Annotated in this window: 7 protein-coding genes; 6 read left to right on the top strand and 1 reads right to left on the bottom strand. The window is 68.9% G+C overall.

Features of this window, described 5'->3' with window-relative positions; translation table 11 throughout:
• Positions 1-22 precede the first annotated feature (22 nt).
• Positions 23-652: a hypothetical protein gene (locus OHB56_RS35945; protein WP_406357989.1), complete on the top strand. Its 630-nt coding sequence runs from the start codon at positions 23-25 to the stop codon at positions 650-652.
• A 196-nt stretch (positions 653-848) separates the two neighbouring features.
• Here the strand turns inward: OHB56_RS35945 and OHB56_RS35940 are convergent, their stop codons facing one another.
• On the bottom strand, positions 849-2663 hold the full coding sequence (locus OHB56_RS35940; protein ID WP_406357987.1) for an acyl-CoA dehydrogenase: 1815 nt from the start codon (positions 2661-2663) through the stop codon (positions 849-851).
• 422 nt (positions 2664-3085) lie between these two features.
• On the opposite strand from OHB56_RS35940, the gene OHB56_RS35935 reads away from it, so the two are divergent.
• From OHB56_RS35935 to OHB56_RS35915, 5 genes are all read left to right on the top strand, one after another.
• A complete protein-coding gene (locus OHB56_RS35935) occupies positions 3086-3760 on the top strand; it encodes a formylglycine-generating enzyme family protein (protein ID WP_406357985.1) in 675 nt (224 codons plus the stop codon).
• Positions 3761-4046: 286 nt separating this feature from the next.
• Entirely contained in the window at positions 4047-4982 is a 936-nt protein-coding gene (locus OHB56_RS35930) for an alpha/beta fold hydrolase (RefSeq protein ID WP_406357984.1), read from the top strand.
• A gap of 111 nt (positions 4983-5093) precedes the next feature.
• Positions 5094-5660: a hypothetical protein gene (locus OHB56_RS35925; protein ID WP_406357982.1), complete on the top strand. Its 567-nt coding sequence runs from the start codon at positions 5094-5096 to the stop codon at positions 5658-5660.
• Positions 5661-5794: 134 nt separating this feature from the next.
• Positions 5795-6484, top strand: a complete 690-nt coding sequence (locus OHB56_RS35920; RefSeq protein WP_406357980.1) for a hypothetical protein — start codon at positions 5795-5797, stop codon at positions 6482-6484.
• Between the two features lie 166 nt (positions 6485-6650).
• Complete coding sequence (locus OHB56_RS35915) at positions 6651-13337, top strand: DUF3320 domain-containing protein (protein WP_406357978.1); 6687 nt, start codon at positions 6651-6653, stop codon at positions 13335-13337.
• Positions 13338-13664 lie beyond the last annotated feature (327 nt).

Here is a 13664-nt window from a genome sequence, read left to right as displayed (position 1 = left end):
CATGTCAGAAAGGAGGATTTCGATGCGGTTCCTGGTCCCGGACGATCCGGTGTTCCTCGGTATGTTCATCGGGATCGAACAGCCTTTGCTGTACAACCTGTATTACTTCTACCGGAACGATCTGAGTGAGGGACAGGACCTGTTGATCCGCACCGCATATGACAAGTGGAGCGAAATCCAGCAGTGTTTTCCGTCCCAACTCCATTGGCAGGCCTTGGTCCCGGCGGCCCGAGGGCAGGAGGGCCGGAAAGGCTATGCCCTGCACGACTCGCGGGGCCGGCAGCTGACGTGCCTGTACTCCGTGGACATTCCGGCGGAGCATCTGCACACCCTGCGGGCCTGCCACACCATGCTCGCCCGAGCGGAGCAGGGAACCGGCCGGCTCACCGAGGCACTCGACGAGCTGGCGGAGGAGACGGACATACGGTGTCTCGTCGACAACTTCGGACGCGTGCTGGATGTGATGGAGTTCAAGGCGCCGCCCGGCCTGCTCAAGGCCATGGGGCGCGGAGTGCGGACCGGGCCGGTGCCGGCCATCACGCTGGATGCGGCGCAGGAAGCCGAGTACCAGGACTTCTGCGGACGCGTCGTGTACGCCTTGAGCGCCGGTGACGGGTTCACCCACACATCCCACCGCGCACTGTACTGCTGAACCCGGTGCCCGAAGGGCCCGCCCGCGCGTTGTCTCGGGATGCGCCGAGGCGTGAGGCAAGTGCCGTCCTCCGTACGTGCCTCACGCATACCCGAGAGGTCGTCAGGCACGTACGGCAACCGCCCTCACGGGCTTTGTCGACGGCGGGGAACCTTGCTTCAACCAGTCGCAGCGAGGTCCGTCGGGTACGCAGGAGTCACGGCAGGGCCGAGGCGAGGCTGCTTGAACCGTCCAGGTGCAGTATGGGGTGGCGGTCCAGAAGCTCATGAGGCACGGAGAACGCCTCGACCATCTCCAGCGCATGAGGTGCGAGGTCCGTGACGACACTCTCGATGACGTCCGGCAGAACCAGGACCTGATCCGCAGTGAGACGCCCTTGCGCCAGCAGGTCGCCGCTGTGAGCAGCCACTTCTCGAAGGGCGAAGAGGCCGTGCAGGTCCACGAGCAGCGACCGGGCATGCGCTGATGCGGCTTGGGCGGACGCACTCAGCAGAGCCTCGGCGGCCAGACGGTGGGCATGCGCGTCGACGAGCTTCAGGGCCGAGGTGACCGTTGCGTTCCATCGCTCCAGGGGTGAGCGAGCCCCCTTGGTGCGCAGCCGCGTACGCGCCCGCTCGTGCCATATTCGCTCTACGTCCGCCAGGAGGTCCTGCAAGTGCTGCGGATCGCGCAGCGAGCGCTCTTCGGGCAGTGTCTCATTGGCCGGTTTCGGGGTGAGGCCCCCCAGAAGCATCTCCCCTGCCGCCTTGGTCCAGATGACGAGATTGTCTCCCTCGGCGGTGATCGTTCCCTCGTTGGCGGCCAGTTGGAACGTTATGCCGTTGGCCAGGGCGAGCCCTTGCGCGCCACACCTCTCGCGGCACTCCGTCATGACGGTCCGGGCCCGCCAGGTGATCCACCCCTTGGCGACGGCTATCAGCCGTTCGCAGTCCTCACGGTCGGCCTCCGTGGACCGGCTCCACTGCCGGACGACGGACCGGTGCAGCAACGTGGCTGCGTAAGTCGAGGCAAGGGCGTCCAGGAGCGGTGTGTGGTGGCTCCGATGTGACATCAAGGGCACTCGCTGCCCCTTGGTCATTCCTGCTGTCTGCCGGTTGTGGGCGTGCCGCACGGCGATGCCCAAGGCGTGCCGGGTCACTCCCAGGCTGTAGGCGCTCATGCAGAGTTTGCCCATGGTCACGCGCCCGATGGAGTGGAGGAACCGTTTGCGGCTGTTGCCCAGGGAGCTGACGAACCGGCCGTCCGGGCGGAGCCGTCCGTGGTCCCCCTGGAGCAGGGCGGTGAACGGCAGGGGGACGCCGCGGAACGCTGTGGTGCAGTGATCCACGGGAGCGCTTCCGGTCTGGGGCAGGTCCCGGACCTCAACACCCGGCAGATGCCGCCCGCTCTTGTCACTGAGAGGGGTCAGGAACAGGAACACGCCCCTGTCCTCCCCGTCAACGATCAGCCGGGCCGCGACGAGTGCGTCCTTCGCACCCCCTACAGAGCTTGTGTTGGGCATGAACTTTCGGGCGCCGTCGGACGGGGTGTCGAGCACGAAGCCGCCTGACGCCCGATCGAACGTGGCGGTGGTTTCCAGCTGTGCAGCGTCATTGCCGTGCGCCTGCTCGGTGCACAGGAAGGTCCCCAGACGCTCCATCCGGAGGTAGGGCGTCAGGTCCCGGTCCTCGTGGTCGTGATCCAGGAGGCTGCCGAGGAACAGATTGAAGTGGATGCTCGCGATCGTCGCCATGCCGGCATCGGCGGCCCCTGCCCATTCGTGCAACGCGGTCAGGGAAGCGGCGTCGGCAACCAGAGCCCGAGCATCGGGAACAGCCTCATTGACCAAGTGGAGTCGCTGGTAGGACAGTTCGGTGCGCTCTCGATGTGTCAGCCCTTCCTGGAAGGCGAAGGGAGCGGAGCTGAACAGCTCGCGCCATGGCCCATGGAGCTGCTCGGCCTGCGTGCCGAAGAGAACGGTCTGGAGCGCGGACGAACGGCTGTACTCACTGGGGAGTTGAGAGTCGATCACTCAGAGAACGTAGCTCAAGCGAACGAACACCACAGCATGATGATCAACACGATTGAGGCAGCCCGAACGGCGGTAGTTGCCCATGGAACATGACTGAGGAAGCGAACCCGCCCGTCTACCACCGCAGTGGCCCGATCGATCAAAGCGGCACACCCTGACCGCCGGTGGCGGCCACGGTCCCCCGCACCCCCTACTCGGCGACGTCGCATTTGCACTCGTTGCAGATGGTTACAGTGATCTGATCCTCTTGTCCGCGCACGCACCGCGCCATACACGGGTGTGGGACTGATGAGCTCGCATGTCGAGGTGGCGCGTAGTCGGCAGGCGGCGCGCCGCCTTCATCACGGTGAGTGTCGAGCGGCCGGACCGCATGGCGAGGGGCCGTGCGGGCCGCCAGTGGGCGGGATTAGGATTACCTGCTCATGGACACGGGCGCAGGAAGCGAAATGATCGCCGTCCCGCCGGGGCAGGTGACGCTCTCGGACCGGCGGACAGAACGCAGTTGGTCGGTCGAGCTCGCGCCTTACCAATTGGCGGCGTTCCAGGTGACTCAGTCGCTGTACGCACAGATCACCGGGAAGCGGCCGGGAACCTCTCAGGGGGACCGGTTACCCGTGGAGGGTGTTTCCTGGTGGGACGCGGTCCGGTTCTGCAACGCTCTGTCGCAGCGTGACGGGTTCACACTCGCCTACCGCTTCCCCGCCGAGGGTGAGGGCATCGCGTGGGACCCGTCCGCCGATGGGTACCGGCTGCCGACCGAGGCCGAGTGGGAACACGCCTGCCGTGCCGGGACGACCGGACCGCGTTACGGGCCGCTCGACGAGGCCGCCTGGTATCGAGGCAACTCGCAGGAACGAGTGCATGACGTGGGCGGCAAGCGGCCGAACCCGTGGAGCCTGTACGACATGCTCGGCAACGTCTGGGAGTGGTGCTGGGACATCTACGACGCCGAGGCCTATGGCGCCTACCGGGTGCTGCGCGGCGGTGGCTGGTTCGACGAACACTGGAGCTGCCGGGCCTCCGTGCGCCGCCGTAGCCACCCGACCTTCCAGGTCGACGACGTGGGCTTTCGCATCGCACGGTCCGTCAGGGGCTGATCCTCACCGAGCGTGATCCCCAGGAACGTATCTGCTCCAGGTTCCGCCGGCCTCGGTGACCAGGCGGTGAAGGCCTCACCAACGAGGCCGGCGGCGCAGACAGGCACTTACGCGGGCAGCGCCCGGAGGCACCGGACCAGTGATCGCTTGCGGGGGACAACCCCACCGCGCACACTCGCCTCAGCTGCACCACCGACACGCGTGCCAGCCGGATTCTGCGGTCAACCAGTTCACCGAATGATGGATATCGCAGTCTCCACAGCACCCGTAGTCCAAAGGATCAGCCATGTCCCGCACCACGCCCGACCGCCGGTCCGCACACCGGGCCTTATCGGCCCTCGCCCTGCTGACCTTGACGGCTGGCACCGTCACGGCCTGCAGCGACCACGACTCCGCCTCCAAGCACCCGCCCTCGCCGTCCGCCCCCTCGTCCGCCTCGCCGGGAACCAGCCGGGCGGACGAAGCGAAGCTGCACATGATCGACAACGGCGGTCACCGTCTGGCCTTCCACGTCACGCGGGGCCACGGCTCCACCATCGTCCTGGACTCGGGCGGCGGCGAGGACTCCTCTTACTGGAAGGACCTCGTCCCCAGGCTTCACGCGGCCACCGGCGCCACCGTCATCACCTACGACCGGGCCGGACTCGGCAAGAGCGACGTGGTGCCCGGTCCGTGGAAGGTCGAGAGCGCCGTCAGCGACCTCGAGTCGGGGCTCCAGCAGCTGGGCGTCACCAAGAACGTGACCCTGGTGGCCCACTCCCAGGCCGGCCAGATCGCGACCTGCTTCGCCAAGGACAACCCGAAGATGCTCTCCGGTGCGGTCCTCGTCGACGCCAACCTGCCCCCGCTCTTCACGGACGAGGGGATCGCCCGCCTCGTAGCCCTCAGCCGGCCCCAGGTCGACGCGGCGAAGAAGGACCCGGACAAGCCGCAGAACCGCCAGCTCATCTCCACCGCGGAGAGCTTCGTCCCGACGAACAAGGCCTACCACAAGGTCACGTGGCCGGACGCGGTACCGGCAACGGTCATCGTCTCGGAGAAGACCCCGTTCGACGGATCCCCCGAGGACGCCCAGCGCTGGCGGGACGCCGCCGCCTCGTTCGTCCAGGACGGGCCCCACCGAACGCTCGTCACCGCCGAGGGCAGCTCCCACGACGTCCCGAAGGACCGCCCCGACCTCGTGTTCAAGGAGATCGAAAGCATGGTCGCCACACAGCACTGACCCCACCCCTCGAACGACGCCCTCCGCAGCTATCGGGAGCACGGGGAGCGCACTGCTCTCGACCGAGCAGAGCGCACGATCTTGGAAAAGATTGGAGCGGCTTGGAACTCAATGGCCGAGACGGTACGCCACGACCACCTGGACGACCGTCCCTTCGTGCTGGTGCCGCTGCGGCTCGCCGGGAAGGCCTGCGCACCGCCGGCCGCCCTCGCAGGCATCGATCCGGCCCATCCGATGTCGTTGACGGTACGCCAGCCTCGTGACCGTGCCGAGCGATTCGGTTTCGTCGAACGTCTCGCCGCACTGTTGCTGCCGTACCTGGAGCAGGGTCGTGCGGCAGAGCCGGAGACGTACACCGTGGGCCGCGGCGCGGACAAAGAGGAGCATCGGCGCCCTCTGCGCGCGCCACAACCCCTCGTGCCCAACGGCGAGGGCATCGCGTACGTCCGTCGGCACGCCAACGTCACCGGCAGCAAGGAGACAACGGACCTGCGCAATCTGCCGGTCGTGGTGTCCACGGCGAAGAAGTGGTCGTACGTGAAGCCCGAGAAGTGCGCCCCGTGGCGCTGGGCCATCGTCGACGAGGCGCACCAGATGCGGTCGGACGCGCTGCTCGCGACGGCCCCGTTGTTCGGCCCGGAAGACTCACAGGTGCTCTTCGTGGGCGATCCGGGTTAGTTGGACCCGTTCGCGACCGCTGGCACGGCCTGACCTGGGTCCCGCTGCGCAATGCCGTCGACGTCACCCTCGCGCACAACAAGGACCTGAAACGTCACCAACTGCCCGTCTCCTGGGGCCTGCCGGAGATGGCGGTGCCACTGGTCGAGAAGGCGTTCTACCCCTTCTATCCCTTCACCTCGGGCACGAAGGCCGCCGACCATGTCCTGACCTACCGCAGCGCGGCACACCGCACGACCCCGCAGGACACTGTCCTGTCCCGCGCCGCAGAGTCGAGCTGGGGCCTGCTGGAGCTGCCCGCCCGGCACACCCTGGACGACGACCCGGAGGTCGCCGAAGCCCTCGCGGCAACTGCCGCCCGCTTCCTGGAGCGGGGCGCCCTGGTCAACGGCGAGTCGCTCGCCGAGTCCCGCATCGCGATCGGCGCGGCGCGGACGGTGCAGGCGGACGCGGTACGGGCCCGGCTGGCGGCACGGGCCCGGCTGGCGGCACGCGGGTTGACGGCGGTCACCGTGGAAACGGCCAACCGCATCCAGGGCCGCAAGTTCGACGTCACCCTCGTCTGGCACCCGCTTTCCGGCCGCCAGGACGCTTCCGCCTTCCACCTGGAGACCGGCCGCCTGTGCGTCCTGCTCTCCCGGCACCGCTTCGCCTGCGTGGTGGTGGCCCGCGCACCTGCTGGACCGGCATCCGCGCAGCAGTCTGGTCTACCTGGACGTCCCACCGAAGTTTCCGGACGGATGGCGGGCGCATCAGGCGGTGATGGAACACTTGGAGCGCAGCGAACACAAGGTCCACTTCTAAATTTCACATGGTCACCATAGAATCCGTCCGTCTGTGGGGGGGGGCGAGTGCGACAAGGCGAGCATGTCGCACAGAGAGGGATCAGTCGGAGAACGTCGGGCCTGCCCGCATCGCCGTGTCCCTGGAAGAAGTCCGCGCTTTCCCTCCCGGGCCTGAGCAGCGCAACGTGAGAGCAGGGACACGACTGTGACGACGAATCCGGGTGCATTCGGGGGCGGCAGCGATCTGGAACGCCTCAAAACGATCCTGGCGGGCTGGCGCACGTCACTCGTGGACCTCAGTGGACGCAACCGGCTGCTGAACTTCAGGCATACCCGCGCCTCGACGCTCGAGGTGTCGGCTCCCGCACCGGCGGTGCTCGTAAGCCTGCTGGAGAACCGCGCTCTGCAGTTCGCCGCGCTGCCGGACGAGGTGCCTGCGGAGGGCGCGGAGGGGGAGGAGACGTCGCTCCCTCCTCCGGGAAAATACGACGTCGTCACACAGAAGACCACGGCCCCTGCCCTGCAGCGGGCGCTGCGAGCCCTCCGTTCCAAGGCGACACAGGTGTTCAACGACTACGGTCTGTGGACCCTTCACCTGGGTGTCGGCATCCTCCACTGGCGTGAGGACGGAGCCACCACCAGCAGCCAGGCACCGCTGATCCTCCTTCCCGTGGAACTTGTACGGACGCCCACCGGGCGGGTGCTTCTCCAGGCGAACAACGACGAGGACCCGCAGCTCAATCCGGCACTGCCCATCAAACTAGAGCAGTTCGGCATCGACTGGACGCCTGTCGCGGAGACCGACTGCACCGACGTGACCGCGGTGTTCGAAGCCGTGCGCAAGGCCGTGGCCGGCAAGTCCCTGTGGGAGGTGGAGGAACGCGCCGTCATGGCGCTCTTCGCCTCGCACAAGGAGGCCATGTACCGGGACCTGCTCGAGAACGAGGACCGGCTCCTCGACAGCGACCTGGTGCGCGCGGTGGCGGTGGGTCCCGGTGACGCCCTCGCCTCCGACCGTTTCGACTTCGAGGAAGTGCCGTCGGAGCGGATCGACGAACTGGCCCCTCCCGAGGACACCCCCCTGGTTCTGGACGCGGACACCTCGCAGCGGCAGGCCGTCGCCGCCGCTGTGGCCGGCCGCTCCTTCGTACTCGACGGTCCTCCGGGGACGGGCAAGAGCCAGACCATCACCAACATCATCGCCGGGCTGATGCACGCCGGCCGCAGCGTGCTGTTCGTCAGTGAGAAGGCGGCGGCGCTGGACGTCGTACTGCAGCGCCTGACGTCGGTGGGCCTGGACTCCTACGCCTTCCCCCTGCACAGCCGCAACACCAGCCGCAAGGCCGTCGCTCAGGAACTGGGCCGCGCACTCTCCGAACAGCCGCAGGCGACCGAACTCCCCGACCAGGAGAGGGTGCAGGCGCGCGCCGACCGTGAGGCACTGTCGGACTACGCCACCGCGGTGAACGAGGCGCGTCAGCCGCTGGGCCGCTCGCTGCACGACGTCATCGGTCAGGTGGGCCGCCTCGACGACGCTCCCGTCGCCTACGTGTCCGGAGCCGGTGACGGCGCCCCCCGGCGATTCGACGCTTCCTCCCTCTCCGCGGCCGATCTGGAGAAGGTGCTCCAGGCCGCCGACGCCGTCGGTGATTCCTGGGAGGCGGTGGCCGATCCGGGATTTCCGTGGCGTGGACTGCGCACGGATCTGCCCCACCCCGGCCCCGCGCTGGAGGAGGCACGCACGGCCCTGCACGGACTTCTGTCCGCCGTGGCGGGTTACGAGGCACTCAACACGGACGGCGCGGAGTTCACGACGTCGGACCAGGTCGAGCGGCTCGTTCGACTGCTCGGTCTGCTGGACGAACGGCTTTCCGTGCCTGAGTGGTGGCTCACCGAGGCGGACATCGCGCACGCCGTGACCGATCCGGTCGAGTCCTTCCTCGACGCGTTGCGTCGCGTGGGGCGCGCCCAGCAGACCGCTCAGGATCTGGTGGGTGACCGCTGGCAGGAGGTGTCTCCGCGTCTGCGCACCGAGCCGCCGGCGGCGGAGCAGGCGCTGGCCTCCCTCGAACCGCGGGGCCTCGATCTGACGGGACTGACCGAGCGGCAGGCGAAGGATCTCGGCCAGGACCTCCGGAAGACGGCCGACCTGCTGGGGAGCGCAACGGCCTCGGCCCGCGAACTCGCCCGGGCTCTGGGCGTCGACGAGCCTGGCTCCCTGCCTGAAGCGATGGACCTGTGTGACCTGGCGGATCTGTCCGGTTCCCTGCATCGTCCACTGGAGGCGTGGTTCTCTCCGGAGGGCTTCGCCGCCGCACAGAAGGCGGCCCTCAGCCTCGTGGCTACGGCGCTGGGAGAGTTCGAAGCCCGTCGTGACCGTACGGTCGCCGCCCGCGCGACCGCCCGGGAGCACGCGGGGCCGGGCTGGGCGGACATGCCGGCGCATCTGCCCCAGCAGCCGGAGACAGCAGAGCTCGCGCTCGGCGCACTCGAGCCGCCCGGCGCCGATCTCACCGTCCTCGGCAGGGACGAGGCCGACTCGCTCGCCTCTCACTGGGGTGCCCTCGCCGACATGCTGGACGGCACCGCGAAGTACGCGGTGGATGCGGCAACCCTGCTGGGCTGCGAGCTGCCGGACACCACCTCCGAGGTGCGGTCCGTGACGGATCTCGTCGCGCTCGCCACCCTCACGCACCGGGCTCCCGATGCCTGGTTCGATCCGGCGGTGTTGTCACGAGCACGTCAGGTTGTGCACGAACTGCACCACCTCATGGACGCCCTCGACAAGGCCCGGCAGGCGGCGCAGGACGTGTTCGGTCCCGACACGCCCCACACTGCGGGACTGACCGAGGCCGTGCGCAGGCTCTCGGAGAACGGACGGCGCTTCGCAGCGGGCCTGTCCTCCCAGGTCCGGGCCGACCGCAAACTCGTCGGCGGGGTCAGCACCGGCGGGTCCTGGCACAGCGACCTGCTGGAGCACATAGCCCGGGCGGCTGCCTGGCAACAGACGCACCAAGCCGTACGGGCCGTGGTGACGGAACACGGGGAACTGCTCGGTGCTCACACCAGTGACGACCTGCCTGATCTCGACGCCCTGGAGGGCGCGCTGCGTCAGGCGGAGGAAGCCCACCGGCTTGCTCCGACCGTGGTGGCCGACCCTGTCCGCCGTCGTCGTCTGACCGCGCAGCTCGCCCACGGGACCACTCCCGAGCCCGCCCTCACCCAGTGGGGTGAGCGGTTGGAGAGCGACCTGAGCACCTGGGCCTCCGCATTGCGAGAGCCGCGACTGGGCCGGCACGGCACCGCCCTGGACAGTGCCGGACCAAAGGCGGCCGCCGCGTGGCTGCGCGCCCATGTGCCAGCACTCGGGGACGCCGTACAGCTCATCGACACCGTCCAGTCCGTCGGCCGCCGGGAGTTCGCCGACGCAGCGGGCCACACTCTCTCCTCGGCACGCGCGGCGGTTGCCGCAGCGCACACGGCACAACGAAAAACGGCGTCGTTCGAGTCCCAGGAGGCCCATGACCAGGACCTGCTGTGCACCTGGTACGCGGGCCTGGACACACGTCTCGACGACCGACCGCTCACCGACGGCGACGCAACGGTGGCGGAAGAGCTGCTGCGCCGTGCCCTCCGGCTGACGGCCACGGGCAGCGAGGCCGGAACCGAATCGACCTCGGCTCACGAATCCGTCGCACTGCTGGGCGGGTACGCGCCGGACGGCCGACCCCGCACCGCCGCACTGGCCACCGCGCTGGCCGCCGCGTCCGACGCCCATCGGCTGGCCGGTCCGGTCCTGGCGGACCCGGTCCGGCGAAGCGGTGTTGTCCACGCTCTCTGCGCCGGCCGGCCCACCGTTCGGGGAGTACTCGAGGCAGCGGCCCGGCTGCGGGCGGAGTGCACCGACTGGGAGACCTTCACGAATGCTCCTGCCCTGGATCCTGCCGCCTCTGGTCTGCGGGACCGTTCCCTCCCCGAGGCCCTGTCCTGGTTGCGCGCGCACCTCGACCCTCTCGACGAGGCGGCTTCGTTGATCCACTCGGTGGCTCGTGCCACCGATCCCTCGGGAGGCGGCACCGACTGGCTGACCCTGGGCGGCGCCCGCTCCTCTGTGGCGGCTGTGGTGGCGGCGCGCACCGCCGAGGAGGACTTCCTGAACTCCGAGGCGGAGCACCGCGGCCTGCTCGGCGAGCTGTACGACGGAAGCCGCACGTCACGGGAGACCGTCCACGGCGCCTTGGACTGGGCCCTCAACGCCAGACGCACCGCGTCCGGCACCGGATCGGCCGCTCCCCTGACGTCCGAGGCCGCGCACCTGCTGTGCTACACGGCGCCCGATGCGTCGGTGGAGCGCCGCAACCGCGACTGGCTGGAGCGGAGGGAGGTACTCAGCAGCCACTTCGCAGCGGCGCGAGCAGTGGAGATCCGCGCCGAGCTGGAGTCCGGGTTCCCTTCTGCAGGCGCCCTGCTCGACCGTATGGCCGACGATCCGTACGGCCCGGACGCCTGGCTCCGTTCCGCCGAAGCCCGCGAGGTGCTGAGCGACTACGGGCTGGAGGAGCTGCCGACTCAGCTGGCCGACCGCGATGTGCCGGCGTCGCTGTTCCGCGTGGCTGTGGAACGCACGGTGCTGCGCGCCTGGGTGGAACACCAGCTGGCTACCGACGGCCGCCTCTCAGTGGTGCGGGCCACCGACCGGGACCAGTTGGTGGAGCGCTATCGCCGGCTGGACCGCGGCTTGGTGCAGGCCGCTCACGCGACGGTGATCGCCGCCTGCAACCCACGGCGTCCCCGTAGGGCGACGACGGGCCAGGCCGCGATCCTGAGCCGTCAGGCGAAGCTCCAGCGGCGGCACAAGCCGGTGCGACGACTTCTGGACGAGACGCGGGACGTCGTGCAGCGGCTCAAGCCGTGCTTCATGATGAGTCCGCTGACGGTCAGCCAATACCTTCCGTCGGACTTCCGCTTCGACGTGGTGATCTTCGACGAGGCATCCCAGGTCCTTCCGCAGGACGCCGTGAACGCCATCTACCGCGGTGACGCCCTGATCGTGGCGGGGGACCCTCGGCAGCTCCCGCCCACCTCGTTCTTCAGCGCCGGCGGCGACTCCGACGATGACGACGAGTGGGACGAGGAGGAGCCCGACTCCTTCGAGTCCATCCTGGACGCCTGCAAGGCAAGCGGCGTGCTGCGCGAGCTTTCGCTGCGTTGGCACTACCGGAGCCGCCACGAGAACCTGATCGCCTTCAGCAACCACGAGTTCTACGACAACTCCATGGTGGTGTTCCCGGGCGCGGTCACCGACGGCCACAACGTGGGAGTCGCCTTCTACAAGGCCGACGGCGTCTACGACCGCAGCAACCGGCGCGACAACGTCCGCGAGGCCGAACTGGTGGCCGAACGGGTCGTCCACCACTTCTCCACGCGTCCCCACCTGACCTTGGGCATCGTCACGCTCTCCAAGGCGCAGGCGGAGGCCGTGGAGGACGCGGTCGCCAAGGCGCGCAAGGAGCGGCCCGACCTCGACGAGTACTTCACCGAGGACCGTCTGGGCGGTTTCTTCGTGAAGAACCTGGAGACGGTGCAGGGCGACGAACGCGACGTGATCATCCTGTCGATCGGCTACGGCCCCGACGCGCAGGGCAAGCTGCGCGCCCAGTTCGGTCCGATCAACCGCGAGGGCGGCTGGCGGCGGCTGAACGTGGCCGTGACCCGGGCGCGGCACCGGGTGGAGGTCGTGGCGTCCTTCCACGGCGGGGACCTGCCGGACAGCGCGAACAAGAGCGTCCAGCACCTCAAGCGTTATCTGCAGTACGCGGAGCAGGGCCCGGCGATCCTGGCCACGGCCGCGCCCGACGCGGACGCGGCGCCGGAGAGCCCCTTCGAGGAGGACGTGCTCGCCACCTTGCGTGACTGGGGCTACGACGTACAGCCGCAGGTGGGTGTCGCCGGTTTCCGCATCGACATGGCGGTCCGGCATCCGGGAGCTCCCGGGTCGTACGCGCTCGGGATCGAGTGCGACGGCGCGATGTACCACTCCTCGCGTACCGCACGCGACCGTGACCGGCTGCGGGAGGAGATCCTGCGCGGCCTGGGCTGGAACCTCCACCGCATCTGGGGAACCGACTGGTACCGCAACCGCAAGGACGCGAAGCGGCGGTTGCGTGAAGCCGTCGAGGCGGCGTGCGCGGTCGATCCCTACGCGCCCGCCGCGGAACCGGAACCGGCGGTCGTGTCCGAGCCGGTGACGGCGGAGGTCGAGATCGTTCCCGTCGAGGAGTCGGACCGCTCGCACTGGAGCACGCCCTACCGCGCCACGCGTCTCGAGGAGCTGTACGAGTTGCGACGTGCCCTGGGCAGGCGGACGGGCCTCGGCAGCATCGATCTGCGTGAGGCCGAGGCGGTCAATCTCGTCGCGGAGGTGGCCCGTCACATCATTTCGGTCGAGGGCCCCATTGAAGAGGACGTACTGATCGGCAGGATGAGGGAGGCTTGGGACCTCGATCGTGCGGGCCAGATCGTGCAGGCCAGCGTCCGTAAGGCGCTGAAGCGGCTGGCGGGTAAAAAGTCCGCGGTGCGGACGGGAACGGCGTGGGACCTGCCCGGTCGTGAGGTGGCGACGGCCCGTACGCCCAGTGCGGACTTCGACCGCAAGAAGGTCTCGCATGTTCCGCCGGCCGAGCGTCAGGTGGCCCTGCTGGGCGTGCTTTCCGAGTCTCCCGGCCTGCGCCGCGAGGAACTCGCCAGGGAAGCGGCCCGGTTCTTCGGCTGGCTGCGGTTGGGGGCCGACATCCGGGCCGCCTTCGACAAGGACATCGACGCGCTCATCGCCAGGAACGCGGCCGAGGAAGGGCCGTCGGGGCTGGTCACCGTGGAGGACGCCGCCGGGTGACAGCCGTCCGTCGAGTCGGGGAACAGGCCGGTCACGGCTGACGACTCACGCGAGCGGAGCAGTCGCTCACTGACCGGTCAGCAGCCCCACGGTGAGAACTTCACCCGTGCCGGGCACTTCCCGCGCGCTGCACAATGCGGGAAGTGCCCGGCACGGCGGAAACCTGCGATCCGGATGCGGCGCGGGCAAGTGTGTTTTCAGAGCGCTTGACGTCCCTTCCTCATGCCGGCGACGGCCCCACCACTGGTGCCGCCAGGGCGGTCGGATGCCCGCCGGATGACAGCAATCCCGGTGTGGTGGTGGGGGATACCCGGAAGAATGTCGTGA

The sequence above is a fragment of the Streptomyces sp. NBC_01635 genome, assembly GCF_045209715.1.
GTDB classification, from domain to species: Bacteria; Actinomycetota; Actinomycetes; order Streptomycetales; family Streptomycetaceae; genus Streptomyces; species Streptomyces hirsutus.
This window is presented reverse-complemented; position numbering and strand designations above follow the sequence as displayed.

Bases quoted from the DNA above. Each gene is read 5' to 3' on its own strand.
- OHB56_RS35930 (WP_406357984.1), top strand. From the start codon at position 4,047: ATGTCCCGCACCACGCCCGACCGCCGGTCCGCACACCGGGCCTTATCG.
- OHB56_RS35935 (WP_406357985.1), top strand. From the start codon at position 3,086: ATGGACACGGGCGCAGGAAGCGAAATGATCGCCGTCCCGCCGGGGCAG.
- OHB56_RS35925 (WP_406357982.1), top strand. From the start codon at position 5,094: ATGGCCGAGACGGTACGCCACGACCACCTGGACGACCGTCCCTTCGTG.
- OHB56_RS35945 (WP_406357989.1), top strand. From the start codon at position 23: ATGCGGTTCCTGGTCCCGGACGATCCGGTGTTCCTCGGTATGTTCATC.